We start from the raw sequence: 25624 nt of genomic DNA on the forward strand, positions 1-25624 counted from the left end.
GGGTGAGCGAGCCCGCCACGCCCACGCCGCCCGTCATCATCCTCGACAAGCCGCAGCTGGCCGACAACATCGGGGCGGTGGCGCGGGTCATGGCCAACTTCGGTCTGTCCGAACTGCGCCTCGTCAGCCCGCGCGACGGCTGGCCGCAGGACCGGGCCTGGGCCACGGCCTCGGGCGCCGACTGGGTGCTGGACGGGGTGAAGGTCTTCGATAGCGTGGCCGAGGCGATCGCCGACCTGAACACGGTGTTTTCGACCACGGCCCGCCCGCGCGAGACGCGGATGCCGGTGCGGACGCCGCGCGAGTCGGCGCGCCTGCTGTATGACGATCGGGCCTCGGGCCTCGGCGTCGGCCTGTTGTTCGGCGGCGAGCGGGCGGGGCTGGAGACCACCGACATCGCCCTGACCCAGGGGATCACCACCATCCCCATCGACCCCCGGCACCATTCGCTGAATCTGGCGCAGGCGGTCGCGATCAATGCCTATGAGTGGCGGACGTTGATCCTGGATGCCCCGCCGCCGCGATTCCGCGAAGGCGACCCGCCGGCGTCCAACGACCTGCTGGTCGGCATGTATGAGCATCTGGAGACCGAGCTGGAGGCGGGCGGGTTCTTTCATCCGCCGGAGAAGAAGCGGTCGATGAGCCAGAACCTGCGCGTCATGCTGGGCCGGGCCGGGTTCAGCGCGCAGGAGGTGGCGACCTTCCGCGGCGTGATCCATGCGCTGGCCAAGGGACGCGGACGGCTGCTGGCCCGGATGGCGGCGAAGCACGAGGCGGGCGAGACCTAGCCGGATTCCGCCGATATACCCGCGCCGGTCACGATGACGATGTTGCGGTGGATCATGGCCTGGACGGTGCCTTTGGAAAACAGGGTCTGAATAGTCTGAACCGTCTGAAATCGCGCCTCCGTCGGCATCGGTCTCGGCAACCGGACAGCATGCATCATCCGGCGACCAGGGCGGGAAGATCGCTGCGGGAAACGCGCGGGGTATTGAAAGGGATAGGCATTCAGGCGGCGGCCATCATAGCTGGACGTCGCAGGTTCGCGGTCCTTCTCCCCTTGCGAGAGAAGGTGGCAGGCGAAGCCTGACGGATGGGGGGTGGCACAGGTCAGGGAAAAGAGGCCGACACCGGCCAAGCGTGGAGAGACCCCTCATCCGCCCCCTTCTCAGGGGGCACCTTCTCCCACAAGGGGAGAAGGGACCCGACTGTGTTTTGGGTTGAAAGCGAGGGCAAGCGGTGCAACGCCTCGGGATCAAATCAGGAGCCCTCCCCCATGAAGACCCGTGCCGCCGTAGCCTTTGAAGCGAAGAAGCCGCTGGAGATCGTCGAGGTCGATCTGGAGGGGCCGAAGGCGTTCGAGGTGCTGGTCGAGATCAAGGCGACGGGCATCTGCCACACGGATGCCTATACGCTGGACGGGTTGGATTCGGAGGGCATCTTCCCCTCGATCCTCGGCCATGAGGGCGCCGGCGTGGTGGTCGAGGTGGGGCCGGGCGTGACCTCGGTCGAGGTCGGCGATCACGTCATCCCGCTCTACACGCCGGAATGTCGCCAGTGCAAAAGCTGCCTGAGCCGCAAGACCAATCTGTGCACCGCTATCCGGGGGACTCAGGGCAAGGGGCTTATGCCCGACGGGACGTCGCGGTTCAGCTATAAGGGGCAGGCCATCGCCCACTATATGGGCTGCTCGACCTTCTCGAACTACACGGTGCTGCCCGAGATCGCCCTGGCGAAGATCCGCAAGGACGCGCCGTTCGACAAGGCCTGCTACGTCGGTTGTGGCGTGACCACGGGCGTGGGCGCGGTGGTCAATACGGCCAAGGTCGAGCCGGGGGCCAACTGCGTCGTCTTCGGACTGGGCGGGATCGGGCTGAACGTCATCCAGGGGCTGAAGATGGTCGGGGCCGACATGATCGTCGGTGTCGACATCAACAACGACAAGGAAGAGTGGGGCCGGAAATTCGGCATGACCCATTTCGTCAATCCGAAGGATGTGTCGGATGTGGTCGCCCATCTGGTCGAGATGACCGGCGGCGGGGCGGACTACACTTTTGACTGCACCGGCAACACCACCGTCATGCGTCAGGCGCTGGAGGCCTGCCATCGCGGCTGGGGTGAGAGCATCGTCATCGGCGTGGCCGAGGCCGGCAAGGAGATCGCCACCCGCCCGTTCCAGCTGGTCACCGGCCGGGTCTGGCGCGGCAGTGCCTTTGGCGGGGCGCGCGGCCGCACCGACACGCCGCGCATCGTCGACTGGTACATGGACGGCAAGATCGAGATCGACCCGATGATCACCCACACAATGCCGCTGGAAGACATCAACAAGGCCTTCGACCTGATGCATGCGGGCGAGAGCATCCGAAGCGTGGTGGTGTTTTGAGAGCAGCCCCCATCCTGCTCAGCCTGCTGATAGCGGGCGGCTGTGACGTCGCGCCGGACAGGGAATCTCAAGCGGATGATTTCCGTATAAGCCCGGTCCCCGGCCCTGCGTGGACCATGCACAGTATCACACTCTATCTGCCGGGAGAGGTCATCGAACCAAGAGTTCCGGCCGGGATTCTGGCTACCTACGTTGGGGCCTTGAAAGAACGGGCTACGATCGAATTCTCGGCTCACTCGCATGCGGGGGTATCCGGCGTCATTGTCGTCATGATTAAGCCGGGGCAGGAATCACGCAGCTGGCTTGTCACCGGGACGCCAGTTCAGACCGAAATCCGGGACTCGATTGAGCAGGCGTTTGAGGCTGTCGTAGCGCCGAATGTCTCCGGCGGGCCCGTCGTGTTTGGTCTGGTCTTCTCAGCGTGGGGCGGCGGGGAACCTCCCCCCGGCATGCCCATGCCAATTCCCGAGAGCTGGAACGTCCTTTCCGGTCCAGAGGGCAGGCTGATGGACGACGCCTTCTTCAACGAAGTCGGGATGTTGCCCGGATAGCGCAAACGCGTCCCGGCTGGGCAGTGTCGTTGAGGCACCGTCCCGGATATTCGCTGGCGCGGATTCCGGGATGACAAGGCGACAGAACTGTAGTTAGTCTACAAAAGAAACGAACACTCCGGGGAGGGAAGCCATGTTCACCCACATCACCGTTGGCGCCAATGACGTCGAGGCGTCGCGCCGCTTCTATGATGCCGCACTCGGCGCCCTCGGGCATGAGCCGGCGCAGGGGCCGGATGCCAAGGGGCGTTACTGGTGGCGGACGCGGATGGGGGCCTTTGCGGTCGGCAAGCCGATCGACGGCGAGCCCGCCTGCCACGCCAACGGCGGCACCATCGGCTTTGCCGCCAAGACGGCCGACATGGTTCAGGCCTTTTATGATGCCGGGGTGGCGGCGGGCGGCACGGCCATCGAGGACCCGCCCGGCGAGCGCAACGGCCCGTTCGGCGCGCTGATCCTGGCCTATCTGCGTGACCCGTCGGGGAACAAGGTCTGTGCGCTGCACCGCCCCGGGTAAGAAATATTGCCCCGATGATAGCAAGGCGCTATCATAGCCCTATGGGCCAGCTTCTTATCCGCAATGTTCCCGACCATGAGATCGCCGAGCTGAAGGCCCAGGCGGAGCGCGAACGCATCTCGCTGGAGCAGCGGCTGCGCAATCTGGTGGCCGAGGCTGCTCGCAAGGAGCAGGACGCATTCTGGGAACTGGCCGCCCGGATGCGGGAAGCCACGCGGGGCGCAGACATCGACGTCGATGCCACCATTCGCGAGGGCCGGGAGGAACGGGACCGTGCCATCATCGGCGATCTTTGACGCCAGCGTCGTCGTCCGCTGGGTCGTTGATGATCCGCTGACGCCCGCTGCCATTGAAGCCAGCGAAACGTGGGCTCCCGTCGCGCCAACCCTGCTGGGCAGCGAATTTGCCAATGCCCTGCGGAGCCAGGCCAAGGCGGGTCGATATGAAGCGGACTGGTGCCTGGCGCAGATAACCCGCCTGACCAAGCTGATCGATTTGCGGGACGAGCGGGAGCACTGGCCGCTGGCGCTGAAGTTGGGGCTGGAGCGCGACCATGCCGTCTATGACTGCGTCTATGTCGCGATGGCCGTCAGCCTTGCCCTGCCCCTGATCACGGCCGACTCCAGACTGACCAGCAAGTTTTCTGATCTGCCCGGACTTGACCTGAGACCTCTGCGGTAACGTCGCAAGGTCAGAAAAGCGTTCCCATTCCGGGACAGCCGGTTATGGTGCCCGCTTTCATCGGCATCCCGGGGGAATGGGGAATGAGCGACGCAGCAACGCCCGCAGGCGTGCAGGCCTTTTACGACCAGGTCACCAACGTCAGTGACTTCATCTGGGGCGGGACCTGGAACGGGGAGGCCGTAATCCCCTTCCCGCCCATGGTGATCGTGCTGCTGGGCGTCGGCGCCTGGATCATGATCGGCCTGCGCTTCTATCCGCTGCTGAAACTGGGCGAGGCCTTTGCCGGCCTGTTCAAGAAGGATCCCTCGGGCAAGGGCGAGATTTCGCCGTTCGCGGCCCTGTCGACTGCCCTGTCGGGACAGGTCGGCACGGGCAACCTTGCGGGCGTTGCGACCGCCATCACCCTGGGCGGACCTGGCGCCCTGTTCTGGATGTGGGTGACGGCGCTGTTCGGCATGGCGCTGGCCTTTGCTGAAGGCTCGCTGGCCATCCGCTTCCGCGATGTCGGCCCGGACGGCGCCTATCGCGGCGGACCGATGAGCTATATCCGCAAGGGTCTGGGCAAGAAATGGAGCTGGCTGGCTATCCTGTTCTGCCTCGGCACGCTGTTCTCGGCGGTGGCCACCGGCAATATGATCCAGGCCAATTCGATCGCCGACTCGATCACCAATCTGGTCCCCGTGACCGAATGGGGCGCGGGCCTGATCGTGGCCGCGGCCGTGTTCGTGGTCATCATCGGCGGCATCAAGTCGATCGGCAGCGTGGCGGAAAAGGTCGTGCCGGTCATGGCCGTCTCCTATCTGCTGCTGGCCCTGCTGGCGCTGATCCTGAACATCGAGGATCTGCCGGCGACCTTTGTCATGATCTTTGACAGTGCCTTTACCGGCATGGCGGCGACCGGCGGCTTTGTCGGCGCGGGTGTGATGATGGCCATCCGGGCCGGTGTGGCGCGCGGCCTGTTCTCGAACGAGGCCGGTCAGGGCTCGACCCCCATGGCGCACGCCGTGGCCAAGACCGACGATCCGGCACGTCAGGGCCGGTTCGCCATGATGGGCACCTTTATCGACACCATGGTGATTTGCACCATGACCGGTCTGGTGATGCTGACGGTGCAGGGGTCCTTCCCCGCCGGTGACGGCACGGTCGAGCATGTCTGGAACTCGGACCTGCGCGGCTTTGAGATGACGCTGGCGGCGTTTTCCGCCGTGTTCCCGCAGATCCTGTTCGGAACGACGTCGATCGGCGGCTTTGTCGTGTCGCTGGCGCTGATCCTGTTCGTGTTCACCACCCTGCTGACCTGGAGCTATTACGGGGAGCGGGCGGCCACCCATCTGTTCGGACAGGGCGTCGCCATTCCGTGGCGCCTGCTGTGGGTGGTGATGATCTTTGTCGGGTCGTTCCAGCACATCGAGTTCGTCTGGCGCATGGGGGACATTTCCAATGCCGCCATGGCCCTGCCGAACCTGATCGCCCTGGCGGCCCTGTCGAGCGTGGTGTTCGCCCTGGCCCGCGGTGACAAGACTGCCGGCAAGACGCACGACTAAAGGAGACCTCCCGCCGTGGACGTCCTGAAGACCCATGTCGTCCACGGCGGGACGCTTCGCTATCTGAGCCACGACAGCGCGGCCACCGGCACAGCGATGAAGCTGTCGGTGTTCGTGCCGCCGGGTGAGGCCCCCTTTCCGGTCGTCATCTGGCTGTCGGGCCTGACCTGTACCGAAGACAATTTCACCACCAAGGCCGGGGCCTATGAGGCGGCGGCGCGGCTGGGCCTGATCGTGGTGGCGCCCGACACCAGCCCCCGTGGCGAGGGCGTGGCGGACGACGAGGCCTATGACCTCGGCCAGGGCGCCGGCTTCTATGTCGATGCGACCGAGGCGCCGTGGGCCCCGCATTTCTGCATGGAGACCTATGTCACCCGCGATCTGGTCGAGCTGATCGATGCCGAGTTCCCGACCAATGGCCGGCGGGCCATCCTGGGCCATTCGATGGGCGGGCACGGGGCGCTGACGCTGGCGCTGAACCATCCGCATCTGTTCGCCTCGGTCTCGGCCTTTGCGCCGATCGCCTCACCGACCCGCTGCCCGTGGGGCGAGAAAGCCCTGACCGCCTATCTGGGTCCGGATCGCGAGCGCTGGGCCCAGCACGATACGGCCCTGCTGATCGAGGCGGGCGTGGCCAATGGCCAGTTCGACGACATCCTGATCGATCAGGGCGACGCCGACGGCTTTCTGGTCGAGCAGCTGAAACCCGATCTGCTGACGGCGGCGGCCGAGGCGGCGGGCCAGCGCCTGACCTTGCGCATGCAGCCCGGCTATGACCATTCCTATTTCTTCATGGCCAGTTTCATCGCGGATCATCTGGCCTTCCACGCGAAGCGACTGAAGGCCTGACCATGGCAGACCCCGATTATGACGCCATGTTCGCCGAGCTGTGCGTCAAGCTGGGCTTTTGCCTGCATCCCAAGGGACAGGCGCGGGTGATCGCGGCCCTGCCGAACGGCTATGACGCGGCCATGCGGGCGGTGTTTGCTGCTGAAGGCACCGATCCGGGCTCGATCCCCGGCGACCTGAAGCGGGCGGTGCGCGACTGTCTGAAGGCCCACGCCACCGCGGGCTGATCCCGACGAAATCGGAACGAATTCGCCCTCCGACCCTTGGGTCTGGAGACGCCGCACCTATGTGTACGGCCAAGGTTTACCCCAGACTCAGGAGCCCGACATGGCCTTTACCCTGCCCCCCCTCCCCTATGCCTATGACGCGCTGGAACCGGCCATCGACAAGGAAACGATGACCTTCCACCACGACAAGCACCACCAGGCCTATGTCGACAAGCTGAACGACGCCGTGGACGGCGACGACAGCCTGAAGGGCAAATCGCTGGAGGACATGTTCAGGACCATGTCGAAACTGCCCAAGGCCGTGCGCAACAACGGCGGCGGCCACTGGAATCACGCCCTGTTCTGGAAGCTGCTGGCCCCCGAAGGCCAGACGGGTGAGCCCTCGGGCGCACTGAAAGAGGCGATCGACAAGGATCTGGGCGGGATGGACAAATTCAAGGAGGCCTTCAACGCCGCCGGCGCCGGCCAGTTCGGCTCGGGCTGGGCCTGGTTGATCGTTCAGGACGGCAAGCTGAAGGTCACCTCGACCCCCAACCAGGACAATCCGCTGATGGATGTGGCTGACGAGCAGGGCACTGTGATCCTTGGCGCCGACGTCTGGGAACATGCCTATTATCTGAAGTACCAGAACCGCCGGGCCGACTATCTGAAAGCCTTCTGGTCCGTGGTGAACTGGAACGAGGTCAATGACCTCTATGCCAAGGCCGTTTCCTAGGGGCTGATTGTTGACTCCGTAGGGCGGGGCCGCCATAAGCCCCGCCTTCACGTCCCGTCGCAAGACCGGGGCGGGATTGATGACGGATGATGCGTGGACCGCCGTTGAGATCGCATTCCCAATATCGGGGATGCCGGGCCGCATCGCGATAGAGAGCAACATATGTCCAAGCGCCACAGCGCCAAATACAAGATCGATCGGGCCATGGGTGAGAACCTGTGGGGCCGGTCCAAGTCTCCGGTCAACAAGCGTTCCTACGGCCCCGGCCAGCACGGCCAGCGCCGCAAGTCCAAGGTCTCTGACTTTGGTCTGCAGCTGAAGGCCAAGCAGAAGCTGAAGGGCTATTACGGCAACATCACCGAAAAGCAGTTCGCCAAGACCTATGAGGAAGCCGCCCGCCGCAAGGGCAACACCTCGGAGCTGCTGATCGGCCTGCTGGAATCGCGTCTGGACGCCGTCGTCTACCGCGCCAAATTCGTTCCGACCGTCTGGGCTGCCCGTCAGTTCGTCAGCCACGGCCACGTGACCGTCAACGGCAAGAAGGTCGACATCGGCTCGTACCGCGTCAAGGTCGGCGATGTGGTCGAGATCAAGGAAAAGTCGCGCAGCATGGCGCTGGTCCTTGAGGCCATGCAGTCGGGCGAGCGGGACATTCCGGATTATCTGGAAGTCGGCGATCGCGGCTTCTCGGTCCGCTGGGTGCGCGTGCCGGAACTGGCCGACGTGCCGTTCCCGGTGAAGATGGAACCCAACCTGGTCGTCGAATACTACTCTTCGTAAGTTAGGGCGCTAACGCTCGCCGCGCGGCGGCTCGCTTCTTGAGCGCGTTTGCCGGTCTTGCCCTCAAGTCGCGAGTGACCGCGTCACGAGCATAGGGCCAGAAGATGCGCTCAAGCAGCGAGGTTCCGCGAACCGAGCGTTAGCGCAAGAAACAGGGGCTCCGGAGCGATCCGGGGCCCTTTTTCGTGGACGAAAGCCGGTTCGGGGATGCCAAACGATCCGAATTGAGGCAGTCTTGACGCTTGGGAAAGGCGCGGGGACAGGCCATGTCACCACATCGCACATCTATTGGTCTGATCGGGGCGGTGGCTCTGGGCGCGCTGACGGTGTCGGGTTGCGCAAGCCTGCCAGACTGGCTGAGTGGGCGCCCGCCGGTCGAGGATGGCCCCGGCGTGGTCGAGCCGATCCGTGCCGCGGCCGTCGGTCAGGACACGGTCCTGTTCTGGATCAGCAGCAATGGCTGCACCGAAAAGAGCGATCTGGTGCCCGTGGTGCGCGAGACCTATGACGGCGCGCGCGTGACCCTTCGCCGGGTGCGGGACGACCGCTGCACCAATCCGGAGAAGAACAGCGTCGAACTGCGCTGGAGCTTTGAGGAAATGGGGCTGGCGCCCGGCACCCGGCTGCAGGTCGCCAATCCCTATCGCCCCGCCCAGGGCTGACGTCGAGGCTTTCCGGGCCTTGCGCATTGAGGATTATTCACGTGCATCCGTGCGCGGAGGGGGCGAAAACAGGTGGCGTTTCGCTCACTCACATCCTTCGGGGGATATCACCATGCTTCGCCGTCTGACCCTTATGGCCGCCATCGCCGCCCTCAGCACCCCGCTGCTGGCCGGCTGCATCATCGTCACCACCGACAAGCCCGAGACCCAGGTCATCCAGGCGCCCGCTCAGGAAGACTGAGGGCGCACCCTAGCGGTTCAGGCGTTCCCAGGTTTCGACGCAGGTGGAAATCCGCTCGGCCGCCCCGGTCGAGCGGTCTTCGGCGACATGGCGGCGGGCGAGGGCCGACTGTTCGCTTTCGAGGGCGGTGATGTCGGCCGGTTCCATTTCGGCGCGCCAGGCGTCCGTGCCGCCGGCCATATCCACCAGGGTGCGGTTGATGGTTTCATGCTGCTCATCGGCATCGACCGCGGCCGGGTCGACGAGTGCGGCCATGATGCGGTCGGCAAAGGCCGGATCACCACTCAGGATCTGGTCGTTCAGCACGGTGAAATAGGTCGAACAGCCGACCGCCTCCCGCTGAAGCTCTTCTGTGTTTGCGCCGCCGCAGGCCGCGAGCCCGCCCAGCATCACTAATCCGATCGTCAGCGTCGGCACGATCCGTCGCATCCGGTACCTCATCATAGCCACCCCAAGCCGGCAATCGTCCACGCAAAGGCCGGTCGGTTCAAGCCTTTTCCGCCCTCAGTGCCGAGCAAAAGGTCAGACCGTGGCCAGGAAGGGGGCGATCATTTCGCCTGCGATCCGGTGCGGGCGCAGGGTGCGGGCGTCGACCAGGCACCATTCGGACACGCCCTGGGCGCACAGACGGCCCTGACCGTCCTCGATGCGGACATAACGGTTGAAGCGGGGCCCCTGGGGATCGCCGACCCAGGTGCGGGCGACGACGCCCGTGGCGCCGGGCTCGATCCCGCGCAGATAGTCGACCTCATGCCGGAGCGCGACCCACGACCAGCGGGCGCGCGTGGCGTCATCAAAGCGCGCATTCCAGTGGGCGGTGCCGGCGTCCTGCAGCCAGCCGACATAGACCACATTGTTGACGTGGCCATTGGCGTCGATGTGTTCGGGACGCACCTCCAGCGGGACGACGAAGACCTCGCGGTCCTCGCGCGGGACCAGCGGCGCCCGGGCCATCAGGCGTCTGCGTCGCCGAGCGGCACGCCCTTGTCGGCCATCAGGGTGCCGAGCTCGCCGGCCTGGAACATCTCGCGCACGATATCCGATCCGCCGACGAACTCGCCCTTCACATACAGCTGGGGAATGGTCGGCCAGTCGGTGAAGGCCTTGATGCCCTCGCGCAAGCCGTCGTCCTGCAGCACATCGACGCCAACGAAGGGTGCGCTGAGGTGGTCGAGGATCTGCACCGCCTGGGCCGAGAAGCCACAGCGCGGCGCATCCGGCGTGCCCTTCATGAACAGCACCACGGGGTGATCGGCGATGGTCTGGGCGATGAAATCGCGCACGGGGTCGGCAGCGGTGTCGGTCACGGGAGATACCTCTTCAGCAGGCCTGTGAGCTAGGAGGCCCCGAAGGCCGGGTCAAGGGCAGGCGCGGTCAAGGGCAGGATCAGGCGGCGGCCGTGCCGACCCGGGCCATTTCGATCTGGGCGGGCAGACCGGGCGGAAGGTCGCGCTCGGGCACCTGGGCCAGGTCTTTGACGCGCTCGTCGGTCGTGGCGCTGATCATGACGCTGGAGATCGACGGATCGACCAGGGCATAGCCGAGGCAGATCTGCTCGGCCGTCCAGCCGTGGGTGCGATGCAGGAAGGCGAAGGTGCCCATGCCCTTAAGCGGCGTATCAGGCGTGCGCGACCGGCCGAGGCCAAACAGGCCACGTTTGGGCGCATGCACCGTCTCGGCCTTTTTCGGCGTGTCGAGACTGTCGGGGAAATAGCCATAGCCGAGGATGGCCATGTCACGCTCGCGCGCATGGCGGACCCGCGACAGGATACGCCAGTCGGAATTGACGTGGAACGGTGTCGCCAGCACATCGAAGGCACCGGTCGAGACATAGGTGTCCATGACCTCGCCCTCGCCCGACACCCCCAGCAGGCGGACGCGCTCGGAGGCGCGGAGTGCCTTGAGCGCCTGCAGGGTGGACTGGGCCAATTCCTGTTCCTCGGGCTCATCCAGCAAGGCGACGTCGATATGGCCCAGACCCGAGACATGGAGCACCCGGTCCATCGCGTGGGTCATGCCCTCGGCCGAAAAGTCGCGTTGCGAGCCCCGCCTTCCGTCGCCAGTGCCCAGCATCAGGGTGACCGAGACCAGCTTGCGGTCGACATGGCTGAGCGCCTGACCCACCACATCGGCCAGCACCGGGTCGGCGGTCTCGAGGCGGAAGCTGTTGATGCCGGCCTCAAGCCCCGCATAGATCAGCGACTGGGCGGCTTCGAATCCGCGCGCCAGCGCCGCATGGCCGAGGCTGAGGGTCAGGGAGGATACGGCGGTGCCCGCATAGCCAAAGGGACGATAACGCATGGCTCAGCCCTTTCCTTCGGGAGCGGCGGTCTCGAGCGCCAGGGCGTGCAGTTCGCCGCCCATCCGGCCCTTGAGCGCGGCATAGACCATCTGATGCTGTTTCACCCGGCCCAAGCCCGCGAAGGCCCCGGACACGACGCGCGCGCGATAGTGATCGCCGTCCCCGGCCAGATCGACAATGTCGATCTCGGCATCCGGAAAGGCTTCCAGAAGGTGCGATCTCAGACTGTCGGCGGACATGGGCATGGGTGAAACCTGATTATTCGCCTCCCCTCATGCCTCATAAACCTTAATGTCCGGCTACGTTCCGGCACGTTCCAGCAGGATCACTGCATCGCCCTTGTAGGTGGTCTCGGCATAGGGCTTGAACCCCAGCCGACCGGCCAGCGCCAGCGACGGGGTATTATCGGGGCTGATCATACAGACCAGACGATCCGCCTTGAGGTGCTGTTCTGCCCAGGCGATGGCGGCGGCGGCGGCTTCGAACGCCATGCCCTTGCCCTGAAAGGCCGGCGACAGGCCCCAGCCGATTTCGGGCGCGTCAAAGGCGGGGTCGACGATGCGGCGATAGCTCAACAGGCCGACGCTGCCAATATAGCGGCCGTCGCCCTGGGTGCGGATCGCCCAATTGCCATAGCCCATGACCTGCCAGTGGCCGACATCGCGCAGCAGGCGGAACCAGGCCTCCTCGGCATTGAGCGCCTGGGGGAAGATGTGACGGAAGAAGCCCGGGTCGGCCAGCAGGGCGCACAGGTCGGCATAGTCTCCCTCTGCCACCGGGCTCAGGATCAGGCGGTCGGTTTCGATCACCGGGCTCATGAAAACAGGCTTTCGGCCCGGACCAGCCGGGTTTCACCCGCTGCATCCGTGACCGCATAGGTAAAGCCGGGGCGCAGGGCAAAGGCCCCGGCGCGGCCTTGTTTGTCCAGCGCCAGCAGGGCGACCTGATGGTCCGCGATCTTATCGCCCCGCAGCCGGGCGAGGCGCTCGATCACCCGTTTGCAGGCGGCATCGGGATCCAGACCGGCGCGCATGGCCTCGACCACGGCATGGGCGCCCGAAACGCGCAGGATGTCTTCGCCCACGCCCGTGCCGGTGGCGGCGCCCACCTCGTCATCGACCGACAGGCCGGCGCCGGGGATGGGGCTGTCGCCGACCCGGCCGCGCATCTTGAAGGCCATGCCCGAGGTGGTGCAGGCCCCGGCCATGGCTCCTGTGAGATCGATGCCCAGAATGCCGATGGTGTCGTGATCCGAGGCCCCGCCCGGCCAGTCGGTGTTCTCGCTGTTGGCGCGGGGGGCATAGTCCGAGGTTTCCAGCCAGCGCTTCCACACGGCCTCCGCCGCGGGCGTCAGCAGGCGGGTCGTTTCAAACCCCTGATCCAGCGCAAAGGCGCGGGCCCCCTCGCCCACCAGAATGACATGGGGGGTGGCCTCCATCACCCGGCGGGCGACCGAGACGGCGTGGACGATATCCTCAAGCGCGCAGACCGAGCCCATGTCGCCGCGCCCGTTCATGATGACGGCGTCCAGCGTCACATGACCCTCCCGGTCCGGAAAGCCACCGATGCCGACCGAGGCATTGGTGACATCGGCCTCGGCCACCCGGGCGCCGGCCTCGACCATGTCGAGGGCCGAGCCACTCGCCTGCCGCACCGCATGGGCGGCGGCATTGGCCGGGACGCCGAAGTCCCAGGTCGAGACCAGCACAGCGGGGGGCGTATCGGCATGGGCGATGCTGGAGGCCGCCGCAGCGGTTGCGGCCCCGGCCAGCACGGCCCGGCGCGACGGGCCGCTCACATCAGCCCCAATTGCTTGAAGCTGGCCACGCCCTTGCGACCGACAATCAGATGGTCGTGCACATCGACTCCGAGAGCACGGGCGGCCTCGACCACCTGACGGGTCATGTCGATGTCAGCACGGCTGGGCGTGGGGTCACCGGACGGGTGATTGTGGACGATGATCATGGCCTTGGCGGACAGTTCGAGGGCGCGGCGGACCACCTCGCGTGGATAGACGGGGGCATGGTCGACCGTGCCCCGGTTCTGGATTTCGTCGAGGATCAGCTGGTTGCGGTTATCCAGATAGAGCACCCCGTACTTTACGTTATCGAAAAGCGCCCAAAAGCCCGCTACGACTGAGTTTGCTACTGCCCGATTCACGGTGCCAGACTGTCTGTTTTGCGCTCCTGGGGCAACGCCAACTTTTACACTTCTCGCCGTCGCGCCGGGCGGTCGCACGCCGAGCGTCAAGGTTGGGGTCCGGTCAGGATCCACAGACGACCGCTCTTCCACACTGGGTTCGGTGTCGTGGTGAGTTCGGTGTTCAGTGCTTTGAACGCCGAGTCAGTGGGGTCAACCACACGGTAGTCGTAACGATCGAGACCGACCCTCCAGACCTCGAGGAGATTGCCGGGCACGGCCTCCGGTATGTCGACGGTTATAACGACCTTATGCCGCACGACCTTTCGGTCGATGACGTCGCCGGTGTCGACGTTTCGTAAACGTAGCGTTGGAACGTCCGCGTCATCCATTTCGACGCCGAAGAACTCCGCCCAAGCGCTCAGGGATGGCTGAACCTGATGGCCAGAAAACCCCTGCTTGTCGGACGGCTTGATCTGCATAAGAAGGCGCGCGAAGGGCTGCGGCGATGCGCTCGGCAGTTTGATGCTTGGCGGCTTGTACTGCTTCTCCAACCATTTGAGGTCATCATCTGACAGCTCGTCGGTGCAAAGGCTATCGACGAACTTGCGAACCGACTTCAGCGTCGCGGGATCTGAAGACCTGAGCACGGCCTCGGTCAGGACCTTCTGCGACCGAGACGACGCATTGGTGGAGCCCACGAAGCTGTACGTATCGAACGCGAACACTTTGGCGTGCAGCAACGGCAGGGTAAAGATGCGAACTCCGTTCTTCCTCAGCCGTCGCAAGGCGCCAGGATGGGTGATGCCGCATTGAACCGACGCCAAACTGGCGTCGACGACCAAATTGCTATTCGGAACGAGCGGTAGAAGACTGTCACCCCTCTTACCGAAATATGCCACTGCCACCTTGCTAGGGGAGGCCGCGTCGCGCGCGGCCTTCGTGATCTTCTTCCACGGCGACTCGGTAATAAGGCGGCTCACGCGTCCTCCTCATGCGACGACGGCGCGTCGCGGAAATCCGTTTTTACGATCTGCGAATAGGCGAGCTCGATCTCCGGCCTGAGGTCTTCCAAGCCCAGAGCGGCGATCCAAGACTGATCCGTGGCGTCAGACACGGCGCGGCATTTGGCCAAGTTGAAGTTGCCAATGCGTTTGCCGGCGTTCAGCTTGAACACCAAATTGTCCTGCATGGCAGCTTCCAGAGTCTCGCGGGCATGTCTCGCGCGAATGTCCGGCAGAGCTTGGAAGGCCTGTGAAGGGAACGGGAGCCAGCCAAAGTTGCCCTGGGTCACATGGAAATCGTCGCCCACGATCGACCACCAGAGGAGGCCGATTTTACCATTAAGTAGAGTGTGGGCCTGATCGCGTGCTTCGCTCGATCCGAAGTAAACTGTCCCGTTGTCGGACGATGGGGCCAATGTGGCGTCACCGTCATAGGTCGGTGCCGGAGTGACGGCGAACGACACCCAATTGTAGGCCGACTTGCGGAAGTACAGCGGGTAGGCGGTCGCCCCCCTGGATCGAACGACATCGAGCGGCGGGAATCGAAGCTTCGCCTCTTCGAGGCGAGTCAGTAGGTCTTGTTGGCTCAGCTTGGGAACCAGCCCGTTCCAAAGCTCAGGACGGAAGCGGGCATACTCGAGCCGCGGAATGAGGTGGGGGCGCGCCTCTTCGAACCATCGATGGGTCACGGTGGTGTAAGCGGCTCGTATCCCGTTGCGCTGACCGATGTGTATGGTGTTGCGGACACGAACCTCTGCGCTGAACAAGGCAGCTGGAATGCGTGCGAATGAAGAGAACCAATTTGTCGAAAACTCTCGGAACAGGAGATCTCGCAGCGGCTCGAAACCCGATGAAAACGCCAAGCTGAGCGGGACAATCATCCCGGCGTAGCCGTCAGGCGAGGTCAGGTCGGCTGCCCTCTCCATGATCCAAGCATAGATGTCCGGACACGCCTCGGTCTCGAAGCCGCGGACTGTGTAGGCCTGCCGAACCTTGGAGGAGGTGATATAAGGCGGGTTGCCGACGACAACGTCGAAACCGCCGCGTTGCATGATGGCGTAGAAGTCCAGCGCCCAGTGGAACGGCTTGTGCGAAACTTTCCAGCGCGCGACCGCGTCGTCGCTGGCGTTCCGTTGATCGTATTCGAGGGCCATGAACCGATCGAGCCGTCCGCTCAGATCCGCGAGACGTCCTTTAAGCTCGATCTTTGCTTGTGGGCCGGCGTTTCCGTGCAGAGCCGTCTGATCGTTACGGAAGTTCTGGAACGCCCGGGCCAGTTCCGTCGCTCGTTCACGGATTTCCGCCAAGTCGGCCGTGAATTCCAAGCCGGTCTGACGCGCACGACTGATGGCGTTGATCGAGGTGTAGCCAATTAGGGAGTTGCCGGCGCGGATGTTGAAATCGATGTCGGGTAGCGGCTCAATTTGATCGACCGTCTCGAGTTGTGCGGCGAGCTTCAGGAACAGGCGGAGTTTACAGATCTCCACCGCCTCATCCATGATGTCGACGCCGTACAGATTGGCGACAATAATCGATTTGTAGATGAAGTAGTCTCGACTCGGGTGGACGTCGACTCGGGCCAGATCCTCGCGGAACTCAAGAAGGTTCGGACCACCGCTCGGCGTGGGCGGTGAGGCCTCGACGAACTGCTGCATTCGAGCCAAGCATCCCTCATACAGGGGGTGCAGAACGTTGAGAGCTGCGAACAGAAAGGCACCGGAGCCGCAGGCGGGATCCAAGACTCGGATCTCTGAGATACCGCGCCAGAACGCTTTCACCAGGTCGCTGCTCTCGGCGTATTGGATCGCGTCGAGTGCAAACTGGCTGATGTTGAGGTTGAGGGTGGTGAACTCCTCAATCGTTGCGATCGATCCAGATACGAGCCGAGCCTTCAGCGCCTCGTAACGCGCGCGACGCGCAACGACTTCCCGCCACGTCTCCGTCGGTAGTCCGAACTCCGGATCCGCTACACGGTGCCAATCTCTCTGAGCCTCATCGTCGGACAGGCCCCGAGCGATCGATGGGGGCAGCGGCCGCTCGACCCCCTTTCGGATCGACGGATGGATGTATGCGTCGGGGTTCTCAGCGGCCATGCGCCAGACGCTCCCCCCCGGCTCGAACGCCGCACTGTGATGAGCGGCGGCCGTCTTGAATAGCCAAGGGATCACCGTATTGCTGGTGATGTAGTCAGTGACGTCCTCCTTGGTGTAGTACGCCCCCATCTGCTTATTGTTGATGTATTTTTCGAAGATGTGGCCCAAGACGTCCGGGTTGATTTCACGACCGTCGTTTCGGGCGATTGGCCGAGTGTCCAAGGTCCAATCGTAGTTGTCGAAGAACTCGAAAATCCGGACGAACGCCTCGTCTGCGATATCGATCTGGCAATCGCCTGTCTCAAGCGCATGGGGCTCGAACAAGCCGCCATTCAGGTACGGCACACGGCCCAGAAGGCCGATCGTGGCTTCATCGCGCTCATCCAGCGGGCGCGCCAGGCCGCCGTGGAAGAGGGTGCGCAAGAAAAGCCGATAAAAGCTATGGAACCGGCCATCGCCATGCTGGGCGCGTACCCGAGCCAGCCGCTCGCGCAAATAGTTGGCGTCGCCGTCCAGGAAGCCCTTCTTCTGAATGAAGTAGATGAACATCAGCCGGTTCAGCATCAGGGACGCGTACCACTGGCGATCGGTGACGCGTTCAAGGCCCGTAATGAAGTCCAAGAAGCATTGGTGCTGGGCTTCGAACTCAGCGTAGAATCTCTTGGTTATCCGCTCTCGATCAAAGGCATCCCGCAGGCGAACGGTTGTACCGGCGAGCGTCAGTCCCTCCTCTTCGTCCAGACCAAAGGCGATATGGTCCAGCTTCTGGATCAGGCCTTCCGGGGCGCTGGCGACCAGCCAGACGTGCTCTCGAAATGCGGCCGGTTTACCCTTCTCGCGGCTGACCCACTGCCAAACTTGACGCGCCCGCCCCGGGTCCGTGAAGATGATCAGGTGTTCGTAGGCCAGCTTGGTGATTTCGCGGTCGATGCGCTGGCGTGCAGCACGATCGGGTACGGTGTCGCAACGGAAGATCCGAACTCCGCGCTTTTCCGCCACAGGCGACAGCGAATAGCTTTCTCCGTCCACTAGGATCGTTTCGGCCTGTCGTGATCGCGGATGGTCCCATCCGAGTTCGTTGAACAGTCCGGCAAAGTCGAACGCCTTCAGCTGCGCCGCCGCCCGCTCGCGATCGATCCCCATGATTATCCCTTCAACCCCATCGAGCAGATGATCCGCAGGTCCCGCTGCGAGTCGTCCCGATCCTGTTTCATACACAACCTTCCGTCTTCACGGAGCGCCACGACCATTTCTACGAGCCGCCCATCGCTGATGCCGGATTTGAGCTGACGGTTGAGGGCGTCGATCGTGGTTTGAAACAGTGGAAACTCGTAGATGTCCGCCATCGCTTTTTCTACGTCGCGGACGGTTTGGTCGGTGACGAACAGGGTGCGCTGGTCACCTTGCGTCTCCAGCCAGCGCTTCAGGCGATCGTAGGTCTTGAAGCGCGCGCCAGACGGTCGGCCCAGAGCCCCATGGGTCGTTCGTTCTTCCTGGACGAGATGCTCGACGCCGGCGCGAACTATGTCGTGGTGGAAATCGGTGCGGCCCAGCGCCGGTTCAGCTGGTCCGCATTCGGCCGCTCTGAGAATTGCGAGGGGCGACTGGGTCAGGATCACGCCGTCGCGCCCGACCCAGGCAAGGGAATCGTTGTCGTCCGGCGTGCGGATATAGACCAGCGCGCCCTCCTTGGCGTCGGTGATCGGGGGCAAGTTCTTCGTCGCATAGACGACGTCGGGCAGGTTCTCGATCGCCTTTTGAAGACCGGGCTCGTCCTTTATGGCGTTCTGCCAGATCTGGAAGGCGAGGGATGCTAGATCGACCTCGCCGTCCTCTTCACCATCCAGGACGCCCGACTTCTCGCTGTAGAGGTCCTGAATAGGGTTGGCGTGATCATCGTCTTCGAAGAACGCTTCGTCAGACCCTACGACGTCCTGATTTTCCTTGAGCCGCTCACGCACTCGCGCGCGAAGGCGTATTATCCGTTCGACCCCGTCGGCCGGCAGGAAAGAGTAGCAGTTGATCGTATCTGCCTGTTGACCGATCCGGTCGACACGCCCCGCTCTCTGTATGAGCCGGATGATGGCCCAGGGTAGGTCGAAGTTCACGATCGTAGCGCAGTCCTGAAGATTTTGGCCTTCCGAAAGAACATCAGTTGCGACCAGCACCCGGAGCTCTCCTTCGGCCTTGGCGAGGGCTTCTTTTTTGTTGGACTTCGGACTGAACCGCCAAGCCAGCCGTGTGGGACTATCGGATTGGCCCGTGACCGCAGAGATCGCCGTGACCCCGGCGTTCTTCAGCGCGGCTTCGAGATAGCGAGCCGTATCCGCGAACTGCGTGAAGATCAGTAGCTTCTCGGTGGGGTGGTCGACCCGAACCAGATCAATGAGCGCCTTCAGCTTGGTGTCCTGGCGTTCGTCCCATTGCCCGCAGTGCGCGAGCACCGCTTGGAGGTCATCGACGTCCGCCGTCAAATCCTTCAGCAAGGTCGATCTGAACAGGTGTGCCGCCACCCATTTGAATCGGCGAGCCTTGGCGTTAGCGTAGACTCCGTAAATCTGTGCGGCCTGAGCCCTCAGGCGCTCGAGGGGGGCTAGGGCAGTGGGGCCGTCAGCCTCCTGAGCGTCGTACTCGCCTTGAGCGAACAGGGTGTCCGCCGCTTCGGAGTCCGTATCCTCATCGGTCATGTCCAGGAGCTCGGGGTCCTGGGATCCGATCGGAACAGGCAGGCCATTTTCCAGCGCGTGCAGGAAGACGAGATTGCGCATGACGTGGCGCTGAAGCGACTGGATGAAGGCCGGCCCTCCGCTCTCCAGCCGCTTGAACAGGTTTGTCCGACAGAACCCCATCAGCCGGATCCCCGCCCGACCAAGCCCGTCCATCGTCTTGCGTTCCGCAGGAGTTGGGGGGTGCGCTGGGTCAAGGGCCAAGTAGTTGCCCAAGCCATACCGAGGAAGTTTCAGCCCGGCGATCGCAGCGACAACCGATGTCGAAAAGGCCTTGGCATACGGATCGTTGGGGTCCTTATCGTTGATGGCGAACTTCACGGTCTTTGGCTGACGGACCGGGAAGTAGGACCGGGTGCCATCCGAGAATGTGATGAACTGCCGGCCATTCTTCTCGTCGGTTTCGGCATAGTTCTGAAGGATGAAGCCGCGCGTCCGCCGGATCATGTAGAGCCGCATCAGGTCGCGCCAGTCGTCAGTCTGATCGCTTTTTTCGAAGGCGGGCAGAGAGCGCACCGGGCACTGGTGCTTCCTCACGAATTCGGTTTCGCCCCCGATGCTTCGGATCATCGCCTCCGGCCGAATGCCGATGTCCTGGTCATCCTCGATAAACAATCGCAGCTGGGAGGACAGGTCGATGAAGGACTTGTTGTAGGGCGTAGCTGAAAGCAAAATGCAGCGGCTGTCGTTCGACCGAACGTAATCTTCGATCACCCGGTAGCGTTTGCCTTCCCGGTTCCTCAGATTGTGGCTCTCGTCGATGAGGACCGTCCTGTAGCGGCGTAGCTCTGGCAGTTCGCTTTCGACCCGGGATAGCGACACGATTTTGGCGGAGAGGTCGTACGTCTCGACGTAATCCTCCCACATCTCCACCAGGTTCTTCGGGCAGATGATCAAGCTGCGACCATCAACTTCCTCGACGATCTTAAGGAGAGCTGACGCCATGATCGACTTGCCGAGGCCGACTACGTCGCCGATGACGACGCCGCCTCGCTTGTTCAGGTGATGGGCGGCGACCTTCACCGCGTTTGTCTGGAACTCAAACAGCTTGTCCCCGAACACTGCGGGGATGCGAAATTCCGACTGGCCGTGGCGAGCTTCCTGGGCGAGGTGGAAAGCGATCTTGAGATAGACATGGTAGGGCTCGACCAATGCCTCACCAGCCCAGCTCTCTTCGATAATGGTGGCCAGTTCATCAGAAATGTCGACGCACCAGCGATCACTCCAGCGCCCTTCGAACCACGCAGCCAGCTTGTCGCAGGCGTCATGCTCCATCACATCGACGTTCAGTTCGCCCTGGAAAGAGAGGCCGGCGAAGGTCAGGTTACTGCTGCCCACGAAACCCACCTTGGGGTTCACGGGGTCGGGTCGATGCAACATATAAAGCTTGGCGTGGAGCGGGTGGCGAAGGAACAGCTTCACCACGACCTTTCGGCCCCTGATCTGCCGCGCAAGCCGCCTCAGCCCGGCCTCGTCCGCGTTCGTGGGCGCCCCAAGTGTGAGTTGGGTGCGAAACTCCTCGGCGAGTTGCTTTTTCAGGTCCAGCGCACGGGCATTGTCTATGCCGTCTTCATGGTAGGCTGCGGCCAGCTTCTCCCTCAGACCTTGTTCGGGAGACTGGTGCATCCCAACAAGCAATCGGCATGCGTTTCCCTCTTCCCCGGACCAGGCGTCAACATGCTCATCGATCTTGCGCCAGCCACGAAGATTGAAATAGCCGACGCAAAAGTCCGCTCGGTTCGAAACGGACAGCACCTTGCTCAACTCCGGCAGGAGTGACGCATCAATGTTGTCGAAGATCCTCGGCATTCATCCCCCGGTAGCGGCGTCATCGCTTAACCCGTGACGGTCCGCACTCTGAGATCTATTGCCGCGCTGGCTCTAAGGAGCAAGCCTCTACGATCTTGATGCCCAGCGCTTGGGCAGCGGCACGCCCATTTGGGTTGTGGAGAAATGGCTGGTGGAATCTTTTTAGCGATGCCGAAGACGCGGACGACCGCATTACGAAGGCGAGGTCCACTCTTGCCCAGAACAGACCCCCCGAACCGCGGCTTCAAGTCAAGATCGAGCCGGGCCGAACGGCAGCGCAAGATATGAGTACACCCTTGCGTGACGGCCCGGTGTTACGCCTCGACGCCCGATCTCGCGTCACATTTGCCTCCCAGGTCGCCCGTTGTGACCGACGGCAATAGAGTCCACCCGAATGTTACACCGGGAGGGAAGATGGCGAGGATCGGCTACGCACGGGTCAGCAGCGCGGGACAGGATTACCAGCTCCAGATAGACCGCCTCGCAAAAGATGGCTGCGCACCCATCCGCGCTGAGAAGGTGACGGGCGCCGCCCGTGAAGGACGAGGCGAACTCGGGGCTATCCTCGATTTCATCCGCGAGGGGGACGAGTTGGTCGTGGTCAGGCTGGATCGTCTCGCCAGATCGACGCGGGACACCCTCAACATCGTGGCCGAACTCGAAGCCAAGGGCGCCAGCTTGCGCGTCCTTGAACCCGAGATCAGTACGGGGGGCGACCTTGGCCGGATCGTCATCACCACCCTCGGGATGGTCGCGGAGCTTGAACGGTCGTTTCTGCGCGAGCGCCAGCGGGCCGGGATAGTCGCCGCCAAAGCGCGGGGCGCATACAAGGGGCGTCGAAAGTCGGTGGATAGCGCCGCAATCGCTTCACTTCTCGCGCAGGGGCTTGGCCCCACCGCGATTGCGAAGCATCTGGGGATTTCCAGAATGACCGTCTATCGGGAAACTGGCGGCATGACCTCGACCGCCGTGAAAACGACCGCCGGGTAGTTTGAGAATTGCGGTCGGACGACGATGCCGGACGCGACGCTGACTACTCGTCAAGGGTGTTCCTGAGGTCCCTCGGGTAAAATCAGGGCGAAAAAACAGGGCAATGTGTGGCTGCGCTGCCACCCCAGTTTTCCATGCTTGGAAGGCTCCGCACGAACTGCATCCCGTGTTTACGGGGTTAGTGGGACGGACCCTGATCGCTTGGCGCATCTCAGATACACCACTTTTGAAATCTGTCTACAAACCGGCCGCGACTGTTTTGTCACTAAAAATGAAGTGCGAAAAATCGCGCGATTTCTAGTGCCTAATCCAGAAACTGTGTCAGTTTGAAGTTGTCAGCACGACGTTGACACCGCCCCACGAGCTACGGCCACCGGCGGTTCCACACACCAAAGGCAATGCCCATGAAACAGAAGGAAGCACACAATGAATACGATCACGACCGATATCGATACCACTGAACACAAGCCCATCGAACAGCTTGCCAACTTGGCAAGCAAACCCGTTGAAGCGGAAGCAGCGACTGACGAGGACGACCAATTCGATCTCGTTGAACAAGAAGTCCTCGCCTGCCAAAAAGACGTGCAGGCTCGCATCCAAGCCACCAACAAATACGCAGCAGACAGCCGCAAGCGCCTTGATGCCATTCTTGGTAAGGTGCTGGGCTTTGGCCAACGCTGGCTCAAGCAGGACGGTTGGAACCTGAACGATGCCTACCGGCGTCGTGCGATCGATCCCACACCTATCGACGGCAATCACTTCCTCCAGCTGACCTATCTGCTCACCGGCAACGACGATCTGGAGAAGACCCGCAAGTACGAAGGCAAGACGGTGCCCAAGTTCAACAAGGGTGTGACGCTGGCGAAGTATGCGGGGGCTCTGCGCCTGATGGACGAGGAAGGCGTGACGCCCGAAGCGGTGCCTGCGTACATCGAGAACTTCGCGATCAAGCACCCTGGCTACGGCAAGCGACTTATCGGCATGTTGGCGCTGGACCGGGAGCGCAACGGTACGGGGCCCCGTGACATGTTCGTCAACAAGGCCGCGCAGCTCGACAAAGCTGCCACTGCCGCGATCCAGTCTTTCGACTTCATGGACACGACGTGGAAGGACGAAATCGTGGCCAAGCCACGTGAATTCGCACTCGCATGGGGCGTCGTAGTCGACGGGCAGTTCTTCCACGGTGGCCAAATCGACAAGAGCGAAGCACGCGCCAAAACCGCTGCGCTCAAGAGCGTGGAGGCTTCGTGATGGAGAAGTATCCGCACCTGATGGATGAACGCATCCACCACGAAATCCTGGCCTTGGGACAGCCCAACGCCAAGAAGCTCAGCATGAGATATTTCACTGCGCTAGTCGGGGCCGACTTGGTCAAGGAAGCCTACGACGAAATCCATCTGGCGGGCCGGTGGAAGCACATCATGATGCCCTTCGTGGTGGATCCCACAATGACGCCTGCGCAGATGGTTATCTGGGATGCGTTGCAGCCGCATTGGGCTGAGGCGATCCGGCAAGCCCGGCGAGCTCGACCTGTCCGTTCTCGGTTCAAAGCGGCCTACGACAACATCGTGGTCCAGATGATGAACCTGGACTCGCTGACGGACGATGAGAAGCGGCTGTTCTTTGATGACACCTTGCCGGGGCGCATCGCGCCTGAGGTGGGCTGGCATCCTCGGCTTATCGTAAAGACCTTCAAGCAAGGCGTGATCGAGCCGCCTTGGATTCGAGAGTCTCCGATTTTCCAGCAACGCGCGGCACTGACCAAGGCACTGGAAGCCCGGCTGGCTGCTCGCAAGGTCGCAGCGGAAGCTGAAGGTATAAATGCCGACGGTGAGGAGGGTCAGCCATGAGCAGCCCCCTCATCGACAAGTTTATGCGCGACGCCATTGATGCACGCTGCACAGTCCGTGCCTTCATCAACGGCGGCATGAGTGGCAGCATAAAGCTGGAAGGCCAAGTGGACGAGTACGACGGCATCGCTTTCGTACTGTCTAGGGAGGGGCGCGAACAAACTGTCCGCGTCGATGCCACCTCTACGTTTCAGGTGGTGCCAGCCCATGGAAGTTAGGCAGTCACCATTAAACGAACTGACATTCGCGGCCGTGATCCACTGGACGGATGAGATGGAGGAGCAGGTTCATCACCTGCTCGTCTATCACAATGTTGGGTCGGCTCCGAAAAAGGGCCCAGCCGCTTACGACAGGGCGTTCGGAGCTTACCTCTACAAGTGCTGTCTGAACTCGGCTGTGGCGCAGAATGCCTTGGCACTGGATGCGGACGTGAAGCTCTTCCATTTGGGTGCGACCAAGTTGGCCATTCACTTCACCAACCGAGATGCGGCCGCCCTGTTCAAGCTCATGTGGGTGGGGCAGCTGGGAACGTAGCCTGAAGCCCCTGCTGGCTATCGTCCAAGCGGAGCCCGATCTTCGCCCGTGCAACCCCGCCAGTGGCGGGATTCTCGGTGCCTTTGTGGCCAATCAGGCCCACCGGCCCCCGCGCCCGGCCTCCGCGCCTGACGCCCAGGAATAAATAGAACCGAAGGGGCTGGCTTCACCCAGTTGGTTCCTTCGGTTTTTCTCTGGAGGTGCAGATGGCGAAGATGGACTGGCAACGAAACAAGCATGCAGGGCGCGCCCGAGAGGCCGCCTTCGCGCCGCCCCCGGCCAAGAAAGGCTGCTGGTCGCACGTCAAGCGGGAGCCTGTGCGGACCTACACGGTCGCTGAAATCGCGGCGTGGCAGAACCCTCTGAACGGTGGCGCGCAATGATCCCGCTAGCCGTCAAAACTCTCGAGTACCGCTCGTCCATCACCGAACTTGTAGAACAATTGAATCCCGCCCTGGCCATCACGCTGGCGTTCAATCGGGACACCACGCCTGACTGTGCCGCCCGTGACCTCAGGCACCTCCATGCGCGCCTAGACCGGATGACCCTCGGTCCCGGATGGGCCAAGCGGGTGGATCATCGGACCAAGTACGTCGCCGTGATCGAGCACGTCGATACGAACCTTCACATTCACCTGGCCCTTAGCTGCGCCCCCCAGTTCGTTGAGCAGATTGCCTCGGCTGTAGCGGGCATCTGGAAGGATATGATCCCGGCCGGCTCGGTGGTGGTCAAAGCCATTACCGATGCGCCGGGGTGGGGCCGTTACATCTCGAAGGCGATCACGCCCCACACCAGCGCCTTGCTTCTGTTGCCCTAAGCGCAGTCGCCCATAGGCTAGTCCACAAGGCTGCGTTTTGCGACGCTAACGCTGCCGGATAGTCGTTCAACCGTCCGCTGTGACCTAGACCGCTAGGCTCACAGTGGTTGATCCATGAGCAGAACAGACGAGACGAACGCAGACCAGCCAGACAGAACCGCTCGACAAACTCAGAACGAACACCGACGAGAACGACACCGCCTATGG

At 62.9% G+C, this 25624-nt stretch carries 31 protein-coding genes and 1 pseudogene; 20 read left to right on the plus strand and 12 right to left on the minus strand.

The genetic code is table 11. The annotated features are described in order from the left end of the window. Positions 1-2 precede the first annotated feature (2 nt). Complete coding sequence (locus tag EG854_RS11685) at positions 3-788, plus strand: RNA methyltransferase (protein WP_123288308.1); 786 nt, start codon at positions 3-5, stop codon at positions 786-788. Here the strand turns inward: EG854_RS11685 and EG854_RS13180 are convergent. Further along, positions 785-1138, minus strand: a complete 354-nt coding sequence (locus EG854_RS13180) for a hypothetical protein (protein ID WP_164462024.1) — start codon at positions 1136-1138, stop codon at positions 785-787. The two genes, EG854_RS11685 and EG854_RS13180, sit on opposite strands and share 4 nt — an antisense overlap. A 138-nt stretch (positions 1139-1276) precedes the next feature. On the opposite strand from EG854_RS13180, the gene EG854_RS11690 reads away from it, so the two are divergent. The 12 genes from EG854_RS11690 to EG854_RS13395 all read left to right on the plus strand — a co-directional run bounded on the left by EG854_RS11690 (position 1277) and on the right by EG854_RS13395 (position 9153). Beyond that, positions 1277-2383: an S-(hydroxymethyl)glutathione dehydrogenase/class III alcohol dehydrogenase gene (locus EG854_RS11690; protein WP_123288309.1), complete on the plus strand. Its 1107-nt coding sequence runs from the start codon at positions 1277-1279 to the stop codon at positions 2381-2383. A 116-nt stretch (positions 2384-2499) separates the two neighbouring features. Continuing rightward, positions 2500-2934, plus strand: a complete 435-nt coding sequence (locus tag EG854_RS11695) for a hypothetical protein (RefSeq protein ID WP_164462025.1) — start codon at positions 2500-2502, stop codon at positions 2932-2934. Between the two features lie 133 nt (positions 2935-3067). Continuing rightward, positions 3068-3451, plus strand: a complete 384-nt coding sequence (locus tag EG854_RS11700) for a VOC family protein (protein ID WP_123288311.1) — start codon at positions 3068-3070, stop codon at positions 3449-3451. A 41-nt stretch (positions 3452-3492) separates the two neighbouring features. Continuing rightward, positions 3493-3747: a FitA-like ribbon-helix-helix domain-containing protein gene (locus EG854_RS11705; protein WP_123288312.1), complete on the plus strand. Its 255-nt coding sequence runs from the start codon at positions 3493-3495 to the stop codon at positions 3745-3747. Continuing rightward, the gene (locus EG854_RS11710; protein ID WP_164462026.1) at positions 3725-4132 is read left to right on the plus strand and encodes a type II toxin-antitoxin system VapC family toxin; all 408 of its coding nucleotides are present in this window, start codon (positions 3725-3727) and stop codon (positions 4130-4132) included. Before EG854_RS11705 ends, EG854_RS11710 begins: the two co-directional genes overlap by 23 nt. An 83-nt stretch (positions 4133-4215) precedes the next feature. Beyond that, positions 4216-5679, plus strand: a complete 1464-nt coding sequence (locus tag EG854_RS11715; protein WP_123288347.1) for an alanine/glycine:cation symporter family protein — start codon at positions 4216-4218, stop codon at positions 5677-5679. A 15-nt stretch (positions 5680-5694) separates the two neighbouring features. Beyond that, positions 5695-6528: an S-formylglutathione hydrolase gene (gene fghA / locus EG854_RS11720; RefSeq protein WP_123288314.1), complete on the plus strand. Its 834-nt coding sequence runs from the start codon at positions 5695-5697 to the stop codon at positions 6526-6528. 2 nt (positions 6529-6530) lie between these two features. After that, a complete protein-coding gene (locus tag EG854_RS11725) occupies positions 6531-6755 on the plus strand; it encodes a hypothetical protein (RefSeq protein ID WP_123288315.1) in 225 nt (74 codons plus the stop codon). A 100-nt stretch (positions 6756-6855) separates the two neighbouring features. Further along, positions 6856-7470 (plus strand): superoxide dismutase, encoded by a 615-nt coding sequence (locus EG854_RS11730; protein WP_123288316.1) that lies wholly within the window; start codon positions 6856-6858, stop codon positions 7468-7470. A 162-nt stretch (positions 7471-7632) separates the two neighbouring features. Next, complete coding sequence (gene rpsD / locus EG854_RS11735; RefSeq protein WP_123288317.1) at positions 7633-8250, plus strand: 30S ribosomal protein S4; 618 nt, start codon at positions 7633-7635, stop codon at positions 8248-8250. A 266-nt stretch (positions 8251-8516) separates the two neighbouring features. Further along, positions 8517-8912 (plus strand): hypothetical protein, encoded by a 396-nt coding sequence (locus tag EG854_RS11740; protein WP_164462027.1) that lies wholly within the window; start codon positions 8517-8519, stop codon positions 8910-8912. 112 nt (positions 8913-9024) lie between these two features. Beyond that, the gene (locus EG854_RS13395) at positions 9025-9153 is read left to right on the plus strand and encodes a hypothetical protein (RefSeq protein ID WP_260155362.1); all 129 of its coding nucleotides are present in this window, start codon (positions 9025-9027) and stop codon (positions 9151-9153) included. Positions 9154-9162: 9 nt separating this feature from the next. On the opposite strand, the gene EG854_RS11745 is transcribed toward EG854_RS13395, so the two are convergent. The 11 genes and pseudogenes from EG854_RS11745 to EG854_RS11795 all read right to left on the minus strand — a co-directional run bounded on the left by EG854_RS11745 (position 9163) and on the right by EG854_RS11795 (position 21226). Then, a complete protein-coding gene (locus EG854_RS11745; RefSeq protein WP_123288319.1) occupies positions 9163-9582 on the minus strand; it encodes a hypothetical protein in 420 nt (139 codons plus the stop codon). Between the two features lie 93 nt (positions 9583-9675). Further along, positions 9676-10107: an acyl-CoA thioesterase gene (locus EG854_RS11750; protein ID WP_123288320.1), complete on the minus strand. Its 432-nt coding sequence runs from the start codon at positions 10105-10107 to the stop codon at positions 9676-9678. Further along, positions 10107-10460 carry a Grx4 family monothiol glutaredoxin gene (gene grxD, locus EG854_RS11755; protein ID WP_123288321.1) on the minus strand — a complete coding sequence of 118 codons (354 nt, stop codon included), beginning with the start codon at positions 10458-10460 and terminating at the stop codon, positions 10107-10109. The genes EG854_RS11750 and grxD overlap by 1 nt, the downstream gene beginning before the upstream one ends. A 79-nt stretch (positions 10461-10539) precedes the next feature. After that, entirely contained in the window at positions 10540-11454 is a 915-nt protein-coding gene (locus EG854_RS11760; protein WP_123288322.1) for an aldo/keto reductase, read from the minus strand. A gap of 3 nt (positions 11455-11457) precedes the next feature. Next, positions 11458-11700 carry a BolA family protein gene (locus EG854_RS11765; protein ID WP_123288323.1) on the minus strand — a complete coding sequence of 81 codons (243 nt, stop codon included), beginning with the start codon at positions 11698-11700 and terminating at the stop codon, positions 11458-11460. Between the two features lie 54 nt (positions 11701-11754). Beyond that, complete coding sequence (locus EG854_RS11770) at positions 11755-12273, minus strand: GNAT family N-acetyltransferase (protein WP_123288324.1); 519 nt, start codon at positions 12271-12273, stop codon at positions 11755-11757. Then, entirely contained in the window at positions 12270-13253 is a 984-nt protein-coding gene (locus EG854_RS11775) for a glycosylasparaginase (RefSeq protein ID WP_123288325.1), read from the minus strand. The genes EG854_RS11770 and EG854_RS11775 overlap by 4 nt, the downstream gene beginning before the upstream one ends. Continuing rightward, positions 13250-13555, minus strand: a pseudogene (locus EG854_RS11780) (JAB domain-containing protein); the annotation flags it as partial. The gene EG854_RS11775 and the pseudogene EG854_RS11780, both read right to left, overlap by 4 nt. 146 nt (positions 13556-13701) lie before the next feature. Continuing rightward, positions 13702-14577 (minus strand): phospholipase D-like domain-containing protein, encoded by an 876-nt coding sequence (locus tag EG854_RS11785; protein WP_123288326.1) that lies wholly within the window; start codon positions 14575-14577, stop codon positions 13702-13704. Beyond that, a complete protein-coding gene (locus EG854_RS11790; protein WP_123288327.1) occupies positions 14574-17834 on the minus strand; it encodes an Eco57I restriction-modification methylase domain-containing protein in 3261 nt (1086 codons plus the stop codon). The genes EG854_RS11785 and EG854_RS11790 overlap by 4 nt, the downstream gene beginning before the upstream one ends. A gap of 2 nt (positions 17835-17836) precedes the next feature. Then, positions 17837-21226: a helicase-related protein gene (locus EG854_RS11795; RefSeq protein WP_123288328.1), complete on the minus strand. Its 3390-nt coding sequence runs from the start codon at positions 21224-21226 to the stop codon at positions 17837-17839. Positions 21227-21640: 414 nt separating this feature from the next. Between EG854_RS11795 and EG854_RS11800 the strand changes: the two genes are divergently transcribed. The 7 genes from EG854_RS11800 to EG854_RS11825 all read left to right on the plus strand — a co-directional run bounded on the left by EG854_RS11800 (position 21641) and on the right by EG854_RS11825 (position 25417). Next, on the plus strand, positions 21641-22216 hold the full coding sequence (locus EG854_RS11800; protein ID WP_123288329.1) for a recombinase family protein: 576 nt from the start codon (positions 21641-21643) through the stop codon (positions 22214-22216). A gap of 426 nt (positions 22217-22642) precedes the next feature. Next, positions 22643-23467: a hypothetical protein gene (locus tag EG854_RS11805; RefSeq protein ID WP_123288330.1), complete on the plus strand. Its 825-nt coding sequence runs from the start codon at positions 22643-22645 to the stop codon at positions 23465-23467. After that, positions 23467-24066, plus strand: a complete 600-nt coding sequence (locus EG854_RS11810) for a hypothetical protein (RefSeq protein WP_123288331.1) — start codon at positions 23467-23469, stop codon at positions 24064-24066. The genes EG854_RS11805 and EG854_RS11810 overlap by 1 nt, the downstream gene beginning before the upstream one ends. Next, entirely contained in the window at positions 24063-24284 is a 222-nt protein-coding gene (locus tag EG854_RS11815; protein ID WP_123288332.1) for a hypothetical protein, read from the plus strand. The genes EG854_RS11810 and EG854_RS11815 overlap by 4 nt, the downstream gene beginning before the upstream one ends. Positions 24285-24318: 34 nt before the next feature. Beyond that, on the plus strand, positions 24319-24600 hold the full coding sequence (locus tag EG854_RS11820; RefSeq protein WP_123288333.1) for a hypothetical protein: 282 nt from the start codon (positions 24319-24321) through the stop codon (positions 24598-24600). Between the two features lie 206 nt (positions 24601-24806). Further along, a complete protein-coding gene (locus tag EG854_RS13185) occupies positions 24807-24983 on the plus strand; it encodes a hypothetical protein (RefSeq protein ID WP_164462028.1) in 177 nt (58 codons plus the stop codon). Then, a complete protein-coding gene (locus tag EG854_RS11825) occupies positions 24980-25417 on the plus strand; it encodes a hypothetical protein (protein WP_123288334.1) in 438 nt (145 codons plus the stop codon). Before EG854_RS13185 ends, EG854_RS11825 begins: the two co-directional genes overlap by 4 nt. Positions 25418-25624: the final 207 nt, after the last annotated feature.

Source organism: Brevundimonas halotolerans (genome assembly GCF_003730275.1).
In the GTDB taxonomy this organism is placed as follows: domain Bacteria; phylum Pseudomonadota; class Alphaproteobacteria; order Caulobacterales; family Caulobacteraceae; genus Brevundimonas; species Brevundimonas halotolerans.

What these genes read in the sequence shown, in the direction of transcription:
- EG854_RS11690 (WP_123288309.1), top strand. Translation starts at nt 1,277, where the DNA reads ATGAAGACCCGTGCCGCCGTAGCCTTTGAAGCGAAGAAGCCGCTGGAG.
- EG854_RS11695 (WP_164462025.1), top strand. Translation starts at nt 2,500, where the DNA reads ATGCACAGTATCACACTCTATCTGCCGGGAGAGGTCATCGAACCAAGA.
- EG854_RS11700 (WP_123288311.1), top strand. Translation starts at nt 3,068, where the DNA reads ATGTTCACCCACATCACCGTTGGCGCCAATGACGTCGAGGCGTCGCGC.
- EG854_RS11705 (WP_123288312.1), top strand. Translation starts at nt 3,493, where the DNA reads ATGGGCCAGCTTCTTATCCGCAATGTTCCCGACCATGAGATCGCCGAG.
- EG854_RS11715 (WP_123288347.1), top strand. Translation starts at nt 4,216, where the DNA reads ATGAGCGACGCAGCAACGCCCGCAGGCGTGCAGGCCTTTTACGACCAG.
- EG854_RS11725 (WP_123288315.1), top strand. Translation starts at nt 6,531, where the DNA reads ATGGCAGACCCCGATTATGACGCCATGTTCGCCGAGCTGTGCGTCAAG.
- EG854_RS11730 (WP_123288316.1), top strand. Translation starts at nt 6,856, where the DNA reads ATGGCCTTTACCCTGCCCCCCCTCCCCTATGCCTATGACGCGCTGGAA.
- rpsD (WP_123288317.1), top strand. Translation starts at nt 7,633, where the DNA reads ATGTCCAAGCGCCACAGCGCCAAATACAAGATCGATCGGGCCATGGGT.
- EG854_RS11740 (WP_164462027.1), top strand. Translation starts at nt 8,517, where the DNA reads ATGTCACCACATCGCACATCTATTGGTCTGATCGGGGCGGTGGCTCTG.
- EG854_RS13395 (WP_260155362.1), top strand. Translation starts at nt 9,025, where the DNA reads ATGCTTCGCCGTCTGACCCTTATGGCCGCCATCGCCGCCCTCAGCACC.
- EG854_RS11745 (WP_123288319.1), bottom strand. Translation starts at nt 9,582, where the DNA reads ATGCGACGGATCGTGCCGACGCTGACGATCGGATTAGTGATGCTGGGC.
- EG854_RS11750 (WP_123288320.1), bottom strand. Translation starts at nt 10,107, where the DNA reads ATGGCCCGGGCGCCGCTGGTCCCGCGCGAGGACCGCGAGGTCTTCGTC.
- EG854_RS11760 (WP_123288322.1), bottom strand. Translation starts at nt 11,454, where the DNA reads ATGCGTTATCGTCCCTTTGGCTATGCGGGCACCGCCGTATCCTCCCTG.
- EG854_RS11765 (WP_123288323.1), bottom strand. Translation starts at nt 11,700, where the DNA reads ATGCCCATGTCCGCCGACAGTCTGAGATCGCACCTTCTGGAAGCCTTT.
- EG854_RS11770 (WP_123288324.1), bottom strand. Translation starts at nt 12,273, where the DNA reads ATGAGCCCGGTGATCGAAACCGACCGCCTGATCCTGAGCCCGGTGGCA.
- EG854_RS11790 (WP_123288327.1), bottom strand. Translation starts at nt 17,834, where the DNA reads ATGGGGATCGATCGCGAGCGGGCGGCGGCGCAGCTGAAGGCGTTCGAC.
- EG854_RS11795 (WP_123288328.1), bottom strand. Translation starts at nt 21,226, where the DNA reads ATGCCGAGGATCTTCGACAACATTGATGCGTCACTCCTGCCGGAGTTG.
- EG854_RS11800 (WP_123288329.1), top strand. Translation starts at nt 21,641, where the DNA reads ATGGCGAGGATCGGCTACGCACGGGTCAGCAGCGCGGGACAGGATTAC.
- EG854_RS11805 (WP_123288330.1), top strand. Translation starts at nt 22,643, where the DNA reads ATGAATACGATCACGACCGATATCGATACCACTGAACACAAGCCCATC.
- EG854_RS11810 (WP_123288331.1), top strand. Translation starts at nt 23,467, where the DNA reads ATGGAGAAGTATCCGCACCTGATGGATGAACGCATCCACCACGAAATC.
- EG854_RS11815 (WP_123288332.1), top strand. Translation starts at nt 24,063, where the DNA reads ATGAGCAGCCCCCTCATCGACAAGTTTATGCGCGACGCCATTGATGCA.
- EG854_RS13185 (WP_164462028.1), top strand. Translation starts at nt 24,807, where the DNA reads ATGGCGAAGATGGACTGGCAACGAAACAAGCATGCAGGGCGCGCCCGA.
- EG854_RS11825 (WP_123288334.1), top strand. Translation starts at nt 24,980, where the DNA reads ATGATCCCGCTAGCCGTCAAAACTCTCGAGTACCGCTCGTCCATCACC.